Genomic DNA, 15,947 nt, shown 5'->3' with positions numbered 1-15,947 from the left:
GTGATGTTCTCAGGCAGTAACAGGTTGCAGACGACCGCCGGCCCGGCGATACAGATAAAGCGTCGCGCACAATGCGCAGAGCGCGCCGATGCTCATCCAGTAACCCGGTGCGGCTTTGTCGCCGGTGTACTGGATCAGGAAGGTCGACATCGCTGGAGTGAATCCGCCGAACACGGCAGTGGCGAGGCTGTAAGCCAGGGAGAAACCGGCCACCCGCACTTCCACCGGCATGATTTCGGTCAGCGCCGGAATCATTGCGCCGTTGTACAGGCCGTAGATAAACGACAGCCACAACAGCGACAGCAGCATGTGACTGAAACTCGGCGCCTGCACCAGATACGACAGCGCCGGATAAGTGGTGGCCAGCGCCAGCAGCGCCATGGCGATCAGCACCGGACGGCGGCCGACGCGATCGGACAACGCCCCGCCAATCGGCAACCAGAAGAAGTTGGAAACGCCCACCAGCAGCGTCACCAGCAACGCATCGGACGTGCTCAGGTGCAGCACGGTTTTGCCGAAGGTCGGCGCGTACACGGTGATCAAGTAAAACGCGGTGGTGGTCAGGGCAACCATCAGCATTCCACCCAGCACCACACCCCAGTTCTGGCCGAGGGTGCGGAACACTTCCTTCATGCTCGGACGATGTTTACGGGCGGCGAACTCCTCGGTTTCCGCCAGATTGCGCCGCAGAAAGAAGATGAACGGCACGATCATGCAGCCGACGAAAAACGGAATCCGCCAGCCCCAATCGGCGACCGCTTCCGGCGCCATCCACTGGTTCAAGCCGTAACCGAGCGCTGCGGCGACGACGATGGCCACCTGCTGACTGGCCGACTGCCAGGCGGTGAAAAAGCCTTTGCGACCGGGCGTGGCGATCTCCGAGAGATACACCGAAACCCCGCCCAGTTCGGCACCGGCGGAGAAGCCCTGCAGCAGCCGTCCGATCAACACCAGCGCCGGGGCAAACAGGCCGATGGTTTCATATCCGGGCACCAGCACAATCAGTATCGTGCCGCTGGCCATGATCGACAGGGTGACAATCAAACCTTTGCGACGACCGACGTCATCGATGTACGCGCCGAGCACGATAGCCCCCAGCGGACGCATCAAAAAGCCTGCGCCGAACACTGCAAAAGTCATCATCAGGGATGCGAACTCACTGCTCGCCGGAAAGAACACCGCCGCGATCTGCGTGGCGTAGAAACCGAACAGAAAGAAGTCGAACTGTTCGAGGAAGTTACCCGAGGTCACCCGGAAAATGGCGCCGGCCCGCGAGCCGCCGTGTGGGATTGAGGCTGTCATAGAAAAGTACTCCACCGCTTTTATGACGTGCGCGACGGGGAGGCGGCGCACGGTTCTTATTGGGGCGGATAGTGGCGCGCAGGGATCGATTTGTTAATTGCATAGTTGGCATGGATTGATGTGCAGGGCGGATCAATGCGCCAAGTGGGCAGCTACACTTTCGGATCCGTCAGCATCAAAAAACAAGGAATGATTCCAGAACTCCGCAGTCGGAGTTCAGGTATCACACATCTGAAGGAGGTTCACCGATGAACAACAAGACCCTAATCGCTAGCCTGGCCCTCGTCGCCGGCATCGCCGGGATCAGCCCCCTCGTTCAAGCGGCGCAAACCTCGAACGACACTGTCGAGCAATCACCGACCGGCAACCGCGAACTGAACGTCAACGACCGCGCCCCGGATATCTACCAGCGCAGCGAAAAAGCCATCAAAAACTGGAAACAGAAAGGCCTCAAACAACCAGAGCCACAGGCGCAGTGGGTGCAGATCAATGACAAGTACGTGATGGTGATGATCACCAACGGGACGATTGTGGCGATTCAGCCGGTGGAGAAATAGCCTAGGACTCAATCGCCCCGGCCATGACTCAGCGTCTGCCCGCCGCCCAATCGATACTGATTGTTCCCGCTGCGTTTGGCCTCGTACATCGCCAGATCCGCAATGTGCAGCAAACGGTCCATGGTCGGTGCGTGGTCGGGGAATACGGCGACGCCGAGGCTGGTGCCGATGTGGCGTTGTTCGTTGCCGATGGGGATCGGCGGGGACAGTTCGATGAAGATTTTCTGGCAGATGCTGCGGGTTTCGTCCTGCAGGTTCAGGCCGGGGGCGAGGCCTTGCAGGATAACTACGAATTCGTCGCCGCCGATGCGCGCGACGGTGTCGCTGACCCGCAGGATACGTTTCAGGCGCGTGGCGGTGGTGATCAGAACGCGGTCGCCGGCGGCGTGACCGTAGCGGTCGTTGATCGCTTTGAAACCGTTGAGATCGATAAACACCAGCACCACCCGCGTCTCGGTCGCGCGCGCATGTTCGAGTGCTTCCGATAGCCGCTCTTCCAGCACCAGTCGATTGGGCAGGCCAGTCAGCGGGTCGAAGTGGGCCAGGTGCTGGAGGTAGCTGGCCGAGGCCTTTTCTTCGGTGATGTCGCGCACCACACCCATCATTTTGATCACCGTGTCGTGATCGTTGCGCACCACATTGCCGGTTTCCCGCAGCCAACGAATCGTGCCGTCGGGCCAGACCACGCGGTATTCCTCATCGTGGTTTTCACCGGTCTCTAAACAACGTAGTTCCCCGGCGCGCACCCGGGTGCGGTCATCGGGGTGTACGCAGGAACAGAACAGCGCGTAAGAGGGCGTCACTTCGCCGATCTTGAACCCGAACATGCCGAAGATCGCGTCCGACCAGTAGAGCCGGTCGGTGTCGACCTCCCAGTCCCAGGTACCGATCCGCGCGAAATACTGGCTGCGCTTGAAGCGGTCGGCGTCACCATCCTGACGGATGTTCTGACCCTCGGCGGCGCGGGTGAGCAGTTCGCGATATTCGGCGAGTTGCTGACGAAGTTCGCGCACCCGGTGGATCAGAACGGCGATCACGACCATCAGCACAACGACAATGGCGAAGCTGATCCAGAGTTGAGTCATTCAAGCGTCGCTGTCATGGCGTATCGATCCGGGGGCTGGCGTGTCGCAATCTTAATTCATGGCTGACGCCGTAAACAGCGGCAACCTTCGGGCAGACAGTTGCCAATGGCCGGTATTTCTGGGAAAACGGCGGCCAGCGCAACAATAGAGTGAATGTCATGAATGATGAACTGCAGATAATCGATCTTCAGCCTGGTGACGGAAAAGCCGCCGTCAAAGGCGCGTTGATCACCACCCAATACACCGGTTGGCTGGAAGACGGCACCGAATTCGATTCGTCCTGGAGCCGGGGCAAGCCGTTTCAGTGCGTGATCGGCACGGGCCGGGTCATCAAGGGTTGGGACCAAGGGATTATGGGGATGCAGGTTGGCGGCAAGCGCAAGCTGCTGGTGCCGGCGCATCTGGGTTACGGCGAGCGGACGATGGGCAAGATTCCGCCGAATTCGAATCTGGTGTTCGAGATTGAGTTGCTTGAGGTTTTGACGCGGGAGGATTGAAGCTCGTGGGTGAGTACGTTGTGATGAGGGTGTTCCTGATCACAACGTCCTGCATGCGAGGGCTCGATGAATCAGGTAAATGCCTCAATATCGTCAAGCGTGTCTGAAATCACGCCTTCTAGCGAAGGGAATCTTGTCTTTACTTCCTCCAGCGCTGCAAAGGCAATGTCCTTGTCCAGCTCGCCGTGTCTTCGAGCAATGTGGCCGAGAGCGGTAATGGCAGAGGTGACAACCGGCTCATTGCTGCTGGCGAAGTATTTCAGGCAGGTTTGCTGAGCCCAGATTCTGTCTTCTTCATTGAGACCAATAGAAATCAAAGCTTGGATAACGTCCTCGTCTGAGTGACTTTGCAGAAACCTCACTGCCTCATCGTGGCTAATGGATGGGTCTTTATAGTTCAGGCTCACTTCTTGGCTCCCAAAATGTTGCCTTTGTTGTCCGCTTTCTTCGCTTTGACTAACGCGTTTTTCATATCCTGATGGAGTTTGTCCCAAGGTCTGACATGTCCATGGTAGACATCGCCTCCTGTGCGATCAAAGACGACAAATTCGTTGGTATCTGGATCAACGCCAATTCTGCGGGGTGAGGTAGGTTTTACTTGAATTGAATTTTCCAAGGTTTCCTGGCCATTGGCAGGGCCTTTGCTCTTTACAGCATTGTCCGTCTTTCCATGATAACTGGCTGCATCAAACTCCAACGCCAAGACTATATAGAGAGGCTTGATCCCGGAGTCAGCTGGAAATACAAGGATGAAGTCCTGGTACTCCGGCGGATAGATCGGGTTGACGATGATTTTGTCTGCTTGCTCAGTCGGCGGATAAATCCAGATAGTCGGTGTTTGCGGGGCACCTCGCAGCGGTGGGATACCCGATGTGCTGGACGGATCGACGGCAGGCGTCCAGGTCAACGTGACGCCATTGCCAAAGTCAGCCACTTGGCGAGAGCCTTGGGCGGCGAACTGCACAACCGGAATCATTTCCCAGTCAGGGCGCTTTTGGGTGTTGTACCCGTACCCTTTGAGACTGCCATCGGGCTGTTGCCCTACCTGTAGTCGTATACGTGTTCGGCCTTCTTTCAGCGATCTGAGCTGATCTTCGGTATAGAGCGAACTGTCACCAAGATTGGACGGCCACAGCAGACCAACCATGCCCACCAAAGCACCTGCGGCAACACCGCCCGTGACTGCGCCCACACTGGATATGGCGCTTGTGCTGGTGCCAATAGAAGCCGAGCCTCCTATGAGAAGCGTGCCTATAGCAGACGGTAACTTGGCACCACCTATTCTTTTGAGGGTGATATTTCCGGCCGCATCTAATTCGCGGCCACCGAGCAAGGTGAATGCTCCAAAGTCCGCCAGTCGTTCGACCGGGATAAACCCTGCGGGGCTTTCATGGTTGATGACGCCGTCGGGGAGGTTGCAGCTCTTGGTAAATACACACCCTAGGGCGCTGTGTTGATTCGGTTGTTGAGACTGCCGAGGAAAGCGATCTTCGTAGGCTTGTTGCCTGGCCTGCATCTCGTCGTACTTTTTTTGTCTGGCGTCCTGCTCTGCCAGTTCGGTAGCAGTCATGTAGCGGGTAGTGATGTGGTGCCCGTCGCCTGAGGGGGGATTTTGTATTCGGGGAATATCTGATTTTCGAGCCATGAGCGTCCTTGTTCCAACTTTTAAAGCGTTGGGAACGCTATCTGAATGAGGATTTGAAAGATGTAGGACGGTTCTGAAGCTCAAGCGGTTGTTACAAAATGACGCTCTCGGCAAGATCTGTGGAGCGATTTCTTATGAGTTGTAAACACAAAACCCGCTGCCTCCGTGAAGGGAGGCAGCGGGTTTTTCTTTGCCTTGTGCCCCAGGTGTTACGCAGCCATCGCCATCTCATCCAGCGTCGCGGCAACCGTGCCGGTCAGGCTTGGAAATCTGCGTTTTACGCTGGTGAGTGCCGGCAGCAGGCGGCTGCGGTCCAGTTCGCCATAGTCACGGGCGAGTTGGGCGAGGGCGGTGAGTGCGGCGCTGACGATGGATTTCCGTTCGCTCTCGAGCAGTAGCAGACAGGCTTTTTGGGCCCATTGGCTGTCTTTCTCGTTGAGGCCGATGGAGATCAGGGCGGCGACGATGTGTGCATCGGATTTGCTTTCCATGGGTGTTCCTCAGGTCGTGGCATCGAGAGTGTCCAGCGCCCGGTTCACCGCGAGTTCACCACACATCACCACTTGGGCGATGCCCAGCACGGTGCTGCGGTAGGGCGGGTCCAGCAGCGCGGCGAAGTCGCTGAGCATCACGCTGGCCGAAGTCATCGATTCGCAGGCGTGGGCCAGCAGGGCATGCTGATCCAGGTCGGGGGCGACGAGGAACATGCGGCCGGGGCAGTGTTGTTTCGGGGCGGTGGGTTTCAGGTAATGGTCGAGGGCGCGTTCGGCGGCTTCGTGGAGTTTTTTTGAATCGGTTGTGGAGTAGGGAGAGGTTGGGTCGGATTCGGACGGTAAGTCTGTTTCCGGTGGATTAGGCGTTGGCTTGATCATTTGCTCAGAGTCTCCAGTAATGCTGACTCCCATTTCGCGACTAAACGATTGGGTGGCAGCTATGCGCAGGTTAGTCGACCGGGACTCCAAGCTTTACCGGCGCACCCGAAGGCGCCCTGCGCACAGCTACCATTGAGCGTAGGCACAAAAGCACCTGACTTAATGACTGCATGCGAAGTTGGAGAACACCGAGCGACTAAACCCGTTCACTGACCATTCAGTGATGCGAATCAAGTTACGGGCAGGCCCCAAACCGCACAAGCCGGCGGATTCTGGCGTAGTTGTAGGCAAAGGCGCAAGGCGATGTAGCCTCCCGGATGGGGGCAAAATGATGCGTCATTTTTCAGTCCGCCATCGCGAGCAAGCTCGCTCCCACAGGGGGGGCGTAGGCTGAGTCATCCGCTTATCTCCCAACCCAAATTTGACCTTGCCCCTTTCGATCCAAACAGCGACTATGCTCGCCATATAGGGGTAGGGGGTATATGTATGTCGCACACACACGAACACAAAGGCGAGTTGCTCAACCGGGTCCGGCGCATTGCCGGCCAGGTTCAGGCGGTTGAGCGGGCGCTGGAGTCCGAGACCGATTGTGCCAAGACGTTGCACCTGATGGCGGCGATTCGCGGCGCGGTCAATGGCTTGATGGAGCAGTTCATCGAGGCCCACGCCCGCGAGCATGTCGCCCGTCCCGACCTCAGCGACGAGGCCCGCGCACAGGGTGTGGAAGAGTTGCTGCAAGCCATCCGCCGTTATTCCAAGTGAGCACCCACACCATGAATCTGACGACGCGCTCTGACGACTTTTCCCACGATCACCAGTTCCTTGGTGCGTCCCATGACGACAACGCCCGTCGCACCTTGTGGGTGGTGGCGCTGACGTTCGTGATGATGATCGGCGAAATTGCTGCCGGTTATCTCACCGGTTCCATGGCGCTGCTGGCCGACGGTTTCCACATGGCGACCCACGCCGGTGCCTTGGGTATTGCGGCGGTGGCCTATGGTTTTGCCCGGCGCAACGCCAACAACCGCCGTTACAGTTTCGGCACCGGCAAGGTCGGCGATCTGGCGGGTTTTGCCTCGGCCATGGTGCTGGGGCTGGTATCGCTGGGCATTGCCGGTGAGTCGGTTTTCCGTCTGTTCGAGCCCACCAGCGTGGCGTTCGGCGAAGCCACCTTGATTGCCGTGGTCGGCCTGGGCGTCAACCTGCTCAGCGCTTTTCTGCTGGCCGGTCGTCACGGGCATCATGACCACGGCCATAGCCACGATCATGGTCATCATCACCATCATGACAACAACCTGCGTTCAGCCTACGTGCACGTATTGGCCGATGCGTTGACGTCGGTGCTGGCGATTGCCGCGTTGCTGGCCGGTCGCTATCTGGGCTGGGTGTGGATGGACCCGGTGATGGGCATCGTCGGTTCCATCGTCATCGCCAAATGGGCCTGGAACCTGATGCGTGACAGCGCCGCCGTACTGCTCGACACCACCGATGAACCGGTGGCCGAGGAAATCCGCGAACTGCTGGAAACCTCCGACGACGTGCGCATCAGCGATCTGCACGTCTGGCAGGTCGGCCCGCAGGCGCGGGCGGCGATTGTCAGCGTAGTCGCGGTAGCTGGTGTGACAGCCGAGGCGATTCGCGAGCGTTTGGCACCGGTGCATGAGCTGTCGCACCTGACGATCGAATTGCGCAACGCCTAAGGCTTTATCTCGCTGAACAGCGGAATTCGCCCGTTTAGCGAGGGGCGGTAGTGCCAGGCGAACTGCTTCAGGTCGATGTCATGGGCAAGGATTTCACCGACGGTAGTGCTGGCAATCGTCATCGCCAATCCTTGCCCCGGACATTGGTGCCGACCGCTGCCGAACGTGAAACTACGGCGGTTCGGGCGATCCACCATAAAGTGATCCGGGTTTTCATTGAGTGCCGGGTCGCGATTGGCCGAGGCCAGCAGCACCAGAATCACGTCGCCGGCTTCCAGTCGCACGCCGTCGATTTCACAGCTGTTCGCCACAAATCGACGGGTGTTCTGTACCGGCGGATCGAAACGCTGGACTTCAGCCAATAACGAATCCACTGACGCGTTGCGTAATTCAGGCTGACGCTGCAACGCCACCCGAGCATTGCCGATAAGCCCGGCGGTGGCCTCGAATGTCTGCGAACAGAGGCCGATCAGGTTGGCGAGCAGCACGTCCTCATCGCCGACAAAACGCTGGCGAATGTCGGCGAGAAGCGGGTTCGGATCCGCCAGCAATTCAATGAAGTATCCGCGCAATTGCTCCGCCGCCCGATGGGCCGCCGCCAGTTGCAGGTCATTGCTCAGCGGCGACAGACACGCCGCGAAATCCGCCGTCAGTTCACTGATGACCCGCGCCTGCGCCGGCGTGAACCCGAGCAGCGATGCAACCACGCACACCGGGCCGCGAAACATTGCTTTATATAAGCCGTCGGCGTCGTTCGTTATCAGCCGCGCGGACACCAAAGCGCCGACTTCTTCCCGATCAAACAGCCCCAATGGCGGCTCGATGGCCGAACGCGGGCAGCGCTGAGCTTCACCGTCATTCATGCGCATCAACTGGCCGAACACCTTGCCCGCCATGCCATCGACGATGGCCTTGGGCACCGGTTCCTGCACCGGGCGCACCCGGCAATCCGGATGCGCCAGTACCGCGCAGACCGCGCGGGCGCTACTGGCCACCCACAGTTTCAGTCCGTGATGAAAGGTCAGCCCGCCCCCCGCGCGCAGTTCGGCGTAGTAGGGGTAGGGATCGGCGTGAGTTGCAGCGATGATCGGGTCCATGGATCGCAACCTTGTCGGTGGGGAACGTGTTGCTACTATCTCCAGTCCTTGAGGTCGATGATTCGTCCGGGAGCGAAATATGCACGCAGAACATCAAGACATCGGCGTCTCGCAAGTGGCCGCCGCCATCGCAGAACCGGCGCGAACCAAAATGCTGTGCTCGCTGATGGACGGCCACGCCCGCACCGCCACGGAGCTGGCGACCCTCGCCGACGTCAGCGCCTCGACCGCCAGTGCACACCTGGCCAAACTCAAGGACCTGGCGCTGGTGCGCCTGCACGTGCAGGGCCGCCATCGTTATTACAGTCTCGCCGACAAGCGCGTGGCCCAGGCACTCGAAGCGCTGATGGTGATCGGCCAGAGCCCCGCGCCGACTTTCAAACCGCACACGCCGGATCGCCTGCAATTCGCCCGCACCTGTTATGACCACATGGCCGGGACGCTGGCGGTATTGCTGCATGACCGGTTGCTTGAGGCGGGATGGCTGGTGGAAACCGATGAGCAGGTTTATTGCCTCAGTGAAAGTGGCGAGGCGTTTTTTGAAGGGCTGGGCATTGAGGTCAAGGATCTGTCGACGATGCGCCGCCGCTTTGCCTGCCCGTGCCTGGACTGGAGCATGCGTCGGCCGCATCTGGGAGGTTCGCTCGGGGCGGCGTTATTGCAGGCGGCGTTGAAGCGCAAATGGGTGACGCAGGATCTGGACAGTCGGGCGCTGACGTTGACGGCGCGGGGATACAAGGAGATGGCGGCGCGGTTCGGGATGGCATTGTCGATGCGTAAGGGGCACGATAGTCATGAGCAAGAACCCCAAATGATATCCACTCACCCGTCGAACCAGAGGTAGAAGGCAGGTGGTGGAGAAATGATGGATTGTAGAGTTGCTGTTTGTTCGAGAAGGTGAGGGAACTGGATGTACGTCAAGGGAAGGAAATTTGATATCAATACAAAAGCCCGAATTTATAGCCTGATCGTGTTGAAGGGTCGATGTATCTTTAATGAGGATATGTTGGGTCTTTATATGGGGTTAAAGCCGCGCCCGGGTAGAACTTTCTACGGAGATTTGTCCGGTGCGGTGGATATGCTTTTGTATTTTTTCATGAATGATGAAGTCTCCGCGTGTATGGCTGGACGAGGACCACTTCAAGAACTGTTTGACGAGGTGAAGCAAGAGTATCTGGACGAGCGTGATGAAAGAATGTTTCGCTTGGCGATGGAAGATATCAAGAATATCTATGAAGAACGCGTCGATTTTATGATAGGAAGCAGCTTTCTGGATTTTACCGTTGGCTCTTTCTCTGTGTTTGAGTTCTGGATGGGCAGGTTATATGACCGCATCAAGGAAACGGACGCTGACCGTAGAGTTCGTAAGGCGGAGTTTGTAGTAAGGCAAATAAAACGATACAACGATGCGAAGGATGAGGTTACTCGTCAGGCAGCGGTCAAGAAAATAATGGAAGAGGGCAGCCCTTTCATGTCGGCCAAAGGCAAGCTTGACCACATTTTTTCCAAGCTCTCTGCTGATTACGCTCGCGACGCGAAAAAGGATTTGGAGATTGTAGGGTTCTATCGAGCGCAAAGAAATACTGTGCATAATCTTGGTATTCATGCCGGGGAGGAGGATTTAAAGCTGTTGCTTGATAGCGGTGAAGTCACCTTGAATGTCAATGAGCCTTCCAGGACTAATGATTGGGCTACGTCGATAGAACTCTGTTATGAGTTGATGAATATATACATGGCGATTATTTATGATTTGAAGAGGTTCGATGAAGAGTGCTGTGTAATATATAAAGATTGATTGTTTTTGAGGGGTTCGTATGTGTTCGATCTGTGAAGAGCGAGTGCGGGGTTTTTGGGGGCAAATGGCAGTCGGTCAATCTTTCATGACGCCTGATCATATACAGGGTGTGCCATTCGAGATTTCACAAGTTGGCCCTGCCTCGATTCGAATTATTCCGCAGGATATTACAATCAGTCGAGCTGCTTTTGAAACGACCGTTACCTATCTTTTCCACAATGGGCATGGCATGGATAATCCATGTCTTGTCGGCTCTAGCAACAGTCCGGCTGGTTCTGGGGCACTCTGTGCGAGTGCGCGCGGATTGAACGGCAATGTGCGTTGTATTAACTATATCTTGCCGATTATGCAGGGATGGGGAGTCGTAGGTATCCATGGCGGAAGAAACAACTCGACATGGTTAATCACTGATCCTGTTTGATGTTTTGAGTTGATTCACCTTCCGTTGATGTGGAAGGTGAATCACGCGCTCAGGCTACTAGGCGAAACCTGATCAAACCTTGACGATCCAGCCTGCTGGGGCTTCGACGTCGCCGGTCTGCACGCCGGTCAGCTCTTTGTAGAGCTTCTGGGTCACAGGGCCGACTTCGGTTTCGCTGTGGAACACGTGCAGGTGGTCGTTGTAGCTGATGCCGCCGATCGGGGTGATCACCGCAGCAGTACCGCAAGCACCGGCTTCCTTGAAGTCCGACAGCTTGTCGATGAACACGTCGCCTTCGACCACTTCCAGGCCCAGACGGGACTTGGCCAGTTCGATCAGCGACAGACGGGTGATGCCCGGCAGTACCGATGGCGAGTTCGGGGTCACGAACTTGTTGTCGTGGGTGATCCCGAAGAAGTTGGCCGAACCGACTTCCTCGATCTTCTTGTGGGTCAGCGGATCCAGGTAGATGGCGTCAGCGAAATGCGCTTTCTTGGCCTGGGAGCCCGGCATCAGGCTGGCGGCGTAGTTACCACCGACCTTGGCGGCACCGGTGCCTTGTGGCGCGGCGCGGTCGAAGGAGGAAATCTGGAAGTTGTGTGGGGTCAGGCCGCCCTTGAAGTAGGCGCCGACCGGGATCGCGAACACCGAGAAGATGAACTCCGGTGCGGTACGCACGCCGATGTTGTCACCCACGCCGATCACGAACGGGCGCAGGTACAGCGCGCCGCCGGTGCCGTAAGGCGGGATGAAGCGCTCGTTGGCGCGAACCACTTCCTTGCACGCTTCGATGAACTGCTCGGTGGACACATGCGGCATCAGCAGGCGGGCGCAGCTGCGTTGCATGCGCGCGGCGTTCTGGTCCGGACGGAACAGGTTGATCGAGCCGTCCTTGCAACGATAGGCCTTCAGGCCTTCGAAGCATTGCTGGCCATAGTGAAGGGCAGTGGAGCCTTCGCTGATGTGCAGCACGTTGTCTTCGGTCAGGGTGCCTTTGTCCCACTCGCCGTTGCGAAAGTACGACAGATAGCGTTTGTCGGTCTTGATGTAGTCAAAACCCAGCTTGTCCCAGTTGATGCTTTCGTTACCCATGACACCCTCTATCACTGAACAACCGCCGAAGCGGTTCAAGGCTTCTGACGTTTTTTTGGATGGGCACAACAATACTTCATTCTTGAGCGGTTTCGCAGCCCGGGCGATGGGGGGAGCAGCAGATTTATTAGCCTGCTTATGAAAAAACTCCCCCGCTTCGGGTTTTTACAGGTGCAACGCATGCCCAAGCGCACGCAACGCCGCTTCCTGCACCGCTTCACCCAGGGTCGGGTGCGCGTGGATGGTGCCGCCGATGTCTTCCAGTCGCGCGCCCATTTCCAGGCTTTGCGTGAACGCGGTCGACAGCTCCGACACCCCGACACCCACCGCCTGCCAGCCGACAATCACATGATTGTCCCGACGAGCGACCACCCGCACGAAGCCGGTTTTCGATTCCAGTGTCATCGCCCGGCCATTGGCCGCGAACGGGAAGTTCGACACGATGCAATCAAGTCCGGCCGCCTTGGCCTCGTCCGGCGTCTTGCCGACGACCACCAGTTCCGGGTCGGTGAAGCACACGGCAGCGATGGCGGTCGGGTTGAATTCGCGGGTCTTGCCGCTGATCAGCTCGGCAACCATTTCGCCCTGAGCCATGGCGCGGTGGGCCAGCATCGGTTCGCCGCTCAGGTCGCCGATGGCATAGACGTTGCGCATGCTGGTCTGGCAGCGGCTGTCGATCTTGATCGCCGAGCCGTTCATGTCCAGATTCAGCGCTTCAAGGTTCCAGCCCTGGGTGTTGGGTTTGCGACCGACGGCCACCAGCACCTGATCGGTTTCCAGATTCAGGGTGTCGCCGTTCGGGTCGCGCACCTGCAATGTACCGTCGAAGCCCAGCACGCTGTGCTTGAGGTACAGCTTCACGCCCAGCTGCTTCAGCGCGTCGTGCACTGGTTGGGTCAGTTCGGCGTCGTAGGCCGGCAGGATACGATCCTGCGCCTCGATCACGCTGACCTCGGCGCCGAGCTTGCGATAGGCAATCCCCAGCTCCAGACCTATGTAACCACCGCCCACCACGATCAGGCGCTTCGGAACCGACTTCGGTGCCAGCGCCTCGGTGGACGAAATGATCGGCCCGCCAATCGGCAGGATTGGCAGATTGACGCTTTTCGATCCGGTGGCCAAAACCAGGTGTTCGCACTGGATGCGGGTGTCGCCGACTTCCACGGTCTTGCCGTCGATGACCTTGGCCCAGCCGTTGATCACCTGAACCTTGTTCTTCTTCAGCAATGCAGCGACGCCAGTGGTCAGGCGATCGACGATGCCGTCCTTCCACTCGACGCTTTTGGTGATGTCGAGGGTCGGCGCGGAAACGCTGATGCCCAGTGCTGAATGCTGATTGTGGTGTTGAGTCTGATGAAACTGCTCGGCCACGTGGATCAGCGCTTTCGACGGAATGCAGCCGATGTTCAGGCAGGTGCCGCCCAGCGATTCGCCCTCGACCAGAATGGTCGAAATGCCCAGTTGTCCGGCGCGAATGGCCGTCACGTAACCGCCGGGGCCGCCGCCGATGATCAGCAGCGTGGTGTTCAGAGTTTGCATTTCATCACTCCACAAACAGGGTCGCGGGTTGTTCGAGCAGACCACGAATGGCCTGGATGAAGAGCGCCGCGTCCATGCCGTCGACCACGCGGTGATCGAAGGAACTGGAGAGGTTCATCATCTTGCGGATCACCACCTGGCCTTTGACGACCATTGGGCGTTCGACGATTTTGTTGACGCCGACGATCGCGACTTCCGGCAGATTCAGCACCGGGGTGCTGACGATGCCGCCAAGGGCGCCAAGGCTGGTCAGGGTGATGGTCGAGCCGGACAGCTCATCGCGGCTGGCCTTGCCATTGCGTGCGGCGCTGGCCAGGCGGGAGATTTCCGCCGCGCTGTCCCACAGGCTTCGCGCTTCTGCGTGACGCACTACCGGTACCATCAGGCCGACATCGCTTTGGGTGGCGACGCCGACATGCACCGCGCCGAGGCGGGTGATGACCTGGGCTTCGTCGTCGTAACGGGCGTTCATTTGCGGGAAGTCGCGCAGGGCGACGACCAACGCGCGCACGAGGAATGGCAGCAAGGTCAGCTTGCCACGGCTCGCGCCGTGTTTTTCGTTCAGGTGTGCACGCAATTCTTCAATCGCGGTGACGTCGATTTCCTCGACATAACTGAAGTGCGCGGCACGCTGAGTGGCGTCCTGCATGCGCTGGGCAATCTTGCGGCGCATGCCGATCACTTGAATCTGTTCTTCATCGTTACGCTGAGCGTACGCGGCAGCCACTGGCGCCGAAGCGTTCGACTGACCTTGCGCCAGATAGGCATCGAGGTCTTCATGCAACACCCGACCGGCCGGGCCGGAACCGCGCACCAGACGCAATTGAATGCCCAGATCCAGCGCGTGTTTGCGCACGGCTGGCGATGCCAGCGGACGCTCATCCGCTTCGCGTGCAACCATCGGGCCCTGGCAAACGGCAGCCGCCGGACGCGCTGCGGCAACAGCAGGTTTGCTTTCAACGACAGCTTCAACTTTGGGTGCGACAGGGGTTTCTTTCGGCGCAACAGGCGCCGGTTTGTCGGACTCCTTCAGATTGCCGGCGCCTTCAACCTCGATGCTGATCAGAATGCTGCCGACCGCCATCACTTCACCCGGCTGACCGCCGAGTGCAATCACTTTGCCGTGTACCGGCGAGGGAATATCGACCATCGCCTTGTCGGTCATCACATCCGCCAGCACCTGATCTTCAACGACCAGATCGCCGACCTTGACGTGCCACTGCGACAGTTCTACTTCTGCGATGCCTTCGCCGATGTCCGGCATCTTGATAACGTGCGTGCCCATTCAGACCTCCATGACCCGTTTCAGCGCCGCGCCCACTCGGGACGGCCCAGGGAAATACGCCCACTCCTGCGCGTGCGGGTAGGGGGTATCCCATCCGGTGACGCGTTCGATCGGCGCTTCCAGGTGATGGAAGCAATGCTCTTGCACGAGTGACACCAGTTCGGCGCCGAAACCGCAGGTGCGGGTGGCTTCGTGAACCACGACGCAACGGCCGGTTTTCTTCACGGATTTGACGATGGTTTCCAGGTCCAGCGGCCACAGGCTGCGCAGGTCAATGACTTCCGCATCAACGCCGCTTTCTTCGGCCGCTACTTGCGACACGTAAACGGTGGTGCCGTAGGTCAGGACGGTCACGTCCTTGCCCGGACGGGTGATGGCGGCGACGTCCAGCGGCACGGTGTAGTAACCGTCCGGCACCTGGGCGGCCGGGTGTTTCGACCACGGGGTTACCGGGCGGTCGTGGTGGCCGTCGAACGGGCCGTTGTACAGGCGTTTCGGCTCGAGGAAGATCACCGGGTCATCGTTTTCGATGGAGGCGATCAGCAGGCCTTTGGCGTCATACGGGTTGGACGGCATGACGGTGCGCAGACCGCATACCTGAGTGAACATCGCCTCGATGCTCTGGCTGTGGGTCTGGCCACCGTAGATGCCGCCGCCGCAAGGCATGCGCAGGGTCATCGGCGCGGTGAACTCGCCGGCCGAGCGATAACGCAGACGGGCGGCTTCGGAAATGATCTGGTCGGACGCCGGGTACACGTAGTCGGCGAACTGAATCTCGGCGACCGGGCGCAAGCCATAAGCGCCCATGCCCACCGCGACGCCGACGATACCGCTTTCGGAGATAGGCGCGTCGAACACCCGCGAGGTGCCGTACTTGGTCTGCAGGCCTTCGGTGCAACGGAACACGCCGCCGAAGTAGCCGACGTCCTGGCCGAACACCACAACGTTGTCGTCACGCTCAAGCATCACATCCATGGCCGAGCGCAGGGCCTGGATCATGGTCATGGTGGTCGTGGTCATGGCGGTTTCCAACTGAATATTGTTGTTGTGATCGTTCATG

The 15,947-nt window shown here is 58.7% G+C and carries 17 protein-coding genes; 6 read left to right on the top strand and 11 right to left on the bottom strand.

The annotated features are described in order from the left end of the window. Nucleotides 1–9: 9 nt before the first annotated feature. Nucleotides 10–1,302 carry an MFS transporter gene (gene tcuC / locus KJY40_RS18180; protein ID WP_085746043.1) on the bottom strand — a complete coding sequence of 431 codons (1,293 nt, stop codon included), beginning with the start codon at nt 1,300–1,302 and terminating at the stop codon, nt 10–12. 248 nt (nt 1,303–1,550) lie between these two features. On the opposite strand from tcuC, the gene KJY40_RS18175 reads away from it, so the two are divergent. Then, the gene (locus tag KJY40_RS18175; RefSeq protein WP_011334872.1) at nt 1,551–1,859 is read left to right on the top strand and encodes an RcnB family protein; all 309 of its coding nucleotides are present in this window, start codon (nt 1,551–1,553) and stop codon (nt 1,857–1,859) included. 8 nt (nt 1,860–1,867) lie between these two features. Here KJY40_RS18175 and KJY40_RS18170 read toward each other — a convergent pair whose 3' ends face one another. Then, nucleotides 1,868–2,944 carry a sensor domain-containing diguanylate cyclase gene (locus KJY40_RS18170; protein ID WP_230731579.1) on the bottom strand — a complete coding sequence of 359 codons (1,077 nt, stop codon included), beginning with the start codon at nt 2,942–2,944 and terminating at the stop codon, nt 1,868–1,870. Between the two features lie 158 nt (nt 2,945–3,102). Here KJY40_RS18170 and KJY40_RS18165 point away from each other — a divergent pair, with 158 nt between their 5' ends. Continuing rightward, nucleotides 3,103–3,441, top strand: a complete 339-nt coding sequence (locus KJY40_RS18165) for an FKBP-type peptidyl-prolyl cis-trans isomerase (RefSeq protein ID WP_007952931.1) — start codon at nt 3,103–3,105, stop codon at nt 3,439–3,441. Nucleotides 3,442–3,512: 71 nt separating this feature from the next. Here the strand turns inward: KJY40_RS18165 and KJY40_RS18160 are convergent, their stop codons facing one another. The 4 genes from KJY40_RS18160 to KJY40_RS18145 form a co-directional block, all read right to left on the bottom strand. Further along, complete coding sequence (locus KJY40_RS18160) at nt 3,513–3,848, bottom strand: hypothetical protein (protein WP_230731578.1); 336 nt, start codon at nt 3,846–3,848, stop codon at nt 3,513–3,515. Next, nucleotides 3,845–5,086, bottom strand: a complete 1,242-nt coding sequence (locus KJY40_RS18155; protein ID WP_230731577.1) for an S-type pyocin domain-containing protein — start codon at nt 5,084–5,086, stop codon at nt 3,845–3,847. Before KJY40_RS18155 ends, KJY40_RS18160 begins: the two co-directional genes overlap by 4 nt. A 209-nt stretch (nt 5,087–5,295) precedes the next feature. Further along, a complete protein-coding gene (locus KJY40_RS18150) occupies nt 5,296–5,577 on the bottom strand; it encodes a hypothetical protein (protein WP_230731575.1) in 282 nt (93 codons plus the stop codon). Nucleotides 5,578–5,586: 9 nt separating this feature from the next. Then, the gene (locus KJY40_RS18145; RefSeq protein ID WP_230731574.1) at nt 5,587–5,958 is read right to left on the bottom strand and encodes a DUF6124 family protein; all 372 of its coding nucleotides are present in this window, start codon (nt 5,956–5,958) and stop codon (nt 5,587–5,589) included. A gap of 486 nt (nt 5,959–6,444) precedes the next feature. Between KJY40_RS18145 and KJY40_RS18140 the strand changes: the two genes are divergently transcribed. Both KJY40_RS18140 and dmeF read left to right on the top strand, forming a co-directional pair. Then, nucleotides 6,445–6,720 (top strand): metal/formaldehyde-sensitive transcriptional repressor, encoded by a 276-nt coding sequence (locus KJY40_RS18140; RefSeq protein WP_230731572.1) that lies wholly within the window; start codon nt 6,445–6,447, stop codon nt 6,718–6,720. Nucleotides 6,721–6,731: 11 nt separating this feature from the next. Continuing rightward, nucleotides 6,732–7,658 carry a CDF family Co(II)/Ni(II) efflux transporter DmeF gene (gene dmeF, locus KJY40_RS18135; protein WP_230731570.1) on the top strand — a complete coding sequence of 309 codons (927 nt, stop codon included), beginning with the start codon at nt 6,732–6,734 and terminating at the stop codon, nt 7,656–7,658. On the opposite strand, the gene KJY40_RS18130 is transcribed toward dmeF, so the two are convergent. Continuing rightward, entirely contained in the window at nt 7,655–8,755 is a 1,101-nt protein-coding gene (locus KJY40_RS18130; protein ID WP_230731567.1) for a cytochrome P450, read from the bottom strand. The genes dmeF and KJY40_RS18130 overlap by 4 nt on opposite strands. Before the next feature lie 79 nt (nt 8,756–8,834). Here KJY40_RS18130 and KJY40_RS18125 point away from each other — a divergent pair, with 79 nt between their 5' ends. Next, complete coding sequence (locus tag KJY40_RS18125; protein WP_230731565.1) at nt 8,835–9,599, top strand: ArsR/SmtB family transcription factor; 765 nt, start codon at nt 8,835–8,837, stop codon at nt 9,597–9,599. Nucleotides 9,600–9,665: 66 nt separating this feature from the next. Next, nucleotides 9,666–10,550, top strand: a complete 885-nt coding sequence (locus KJY40_RS18120; RefSeq protein ID WP_230731563.1) for a hypothetical protein — start codon at nt 9,666–9,668, stop codon at nt 10,548–10,550. Nucleotides 10,551–11,043: 493 nt separating this feature from the next. On the opposite strand, the gene KJY40_RS18115 is transcribed toward KJY40_RS18120, so the two are convergent. The 4 genes from KJY40_RS18115 to KJY40_RS18100 all read right to left on the bottom strand — a co-directional run bounded on the left by KJY40_RS18115 (nt 11,044) and on the right by KJY40_RS18100 (nt 15,946). Next, a complete protein-coding gene (locus KJY40_RS18115; RefSeq protein WP_085711531.1) occupies nt 11,044–12,063 on the bottom strand; it encodes a branched-chain amino acid aminotransferase in 1,020 nt (339 codons plus the stop codon). A 165-nt stretch (nt 12,064–12,228) separates the two neighbouring features. Next, the gene (gene lpdA, locus KJY40_RS18110; protein ID WP_230731561.1) at nt 12,229–13,602 is read right to left on the bottom strand and encodes a dihydrolipoyl dehydrogenase; all 1,374 of its coding nucleotides are present in this window, start codon (nt 13,600–13,602) and stop codon (nt 12,229–12,231) included. A 4-nt stretch (nt 13,603–13,606) separates the two neighbouring features. Further along, nucleotides 13,607–14,887, bottom strand: a complete 1,281-nt coding sequence (locus KJY40_RS18105) for a dihydrolipoamide acetyltransferase family protein (protein ID WP_230731559.1) — start codon at nt 14,885–14,887, stop codon at nt 13,607–13,609. Next, a complete protein-coding gene (locus KJY40_RS18100; protein ID WP_007952909.1) occupies nt 14,888–15,946 on the bottom strand; it encodes an alpha-ketoacid dehydrogenase subunit beta in 1,059 nt (352 codons plus the stop codon). Nucleotide 15,947: the final 1 nt, after the last annotated feature.

The sequence above is a fragment of the Pseudomonas fitomaticsae genome (genome assembly GCF_021018765.1).
Lineage (GTDB): Bacteria > Pseudomonadota > Gammaproteobacteria > Pseudomonadales > Pseudomonadaceae > Aquipseudomonas > Aquipseudomonas fitomaticsae.
Note: the sequence above shows the minus strand (reverse complement) of the source record. Positions and strands in the feature narration are given on the sequence as shown.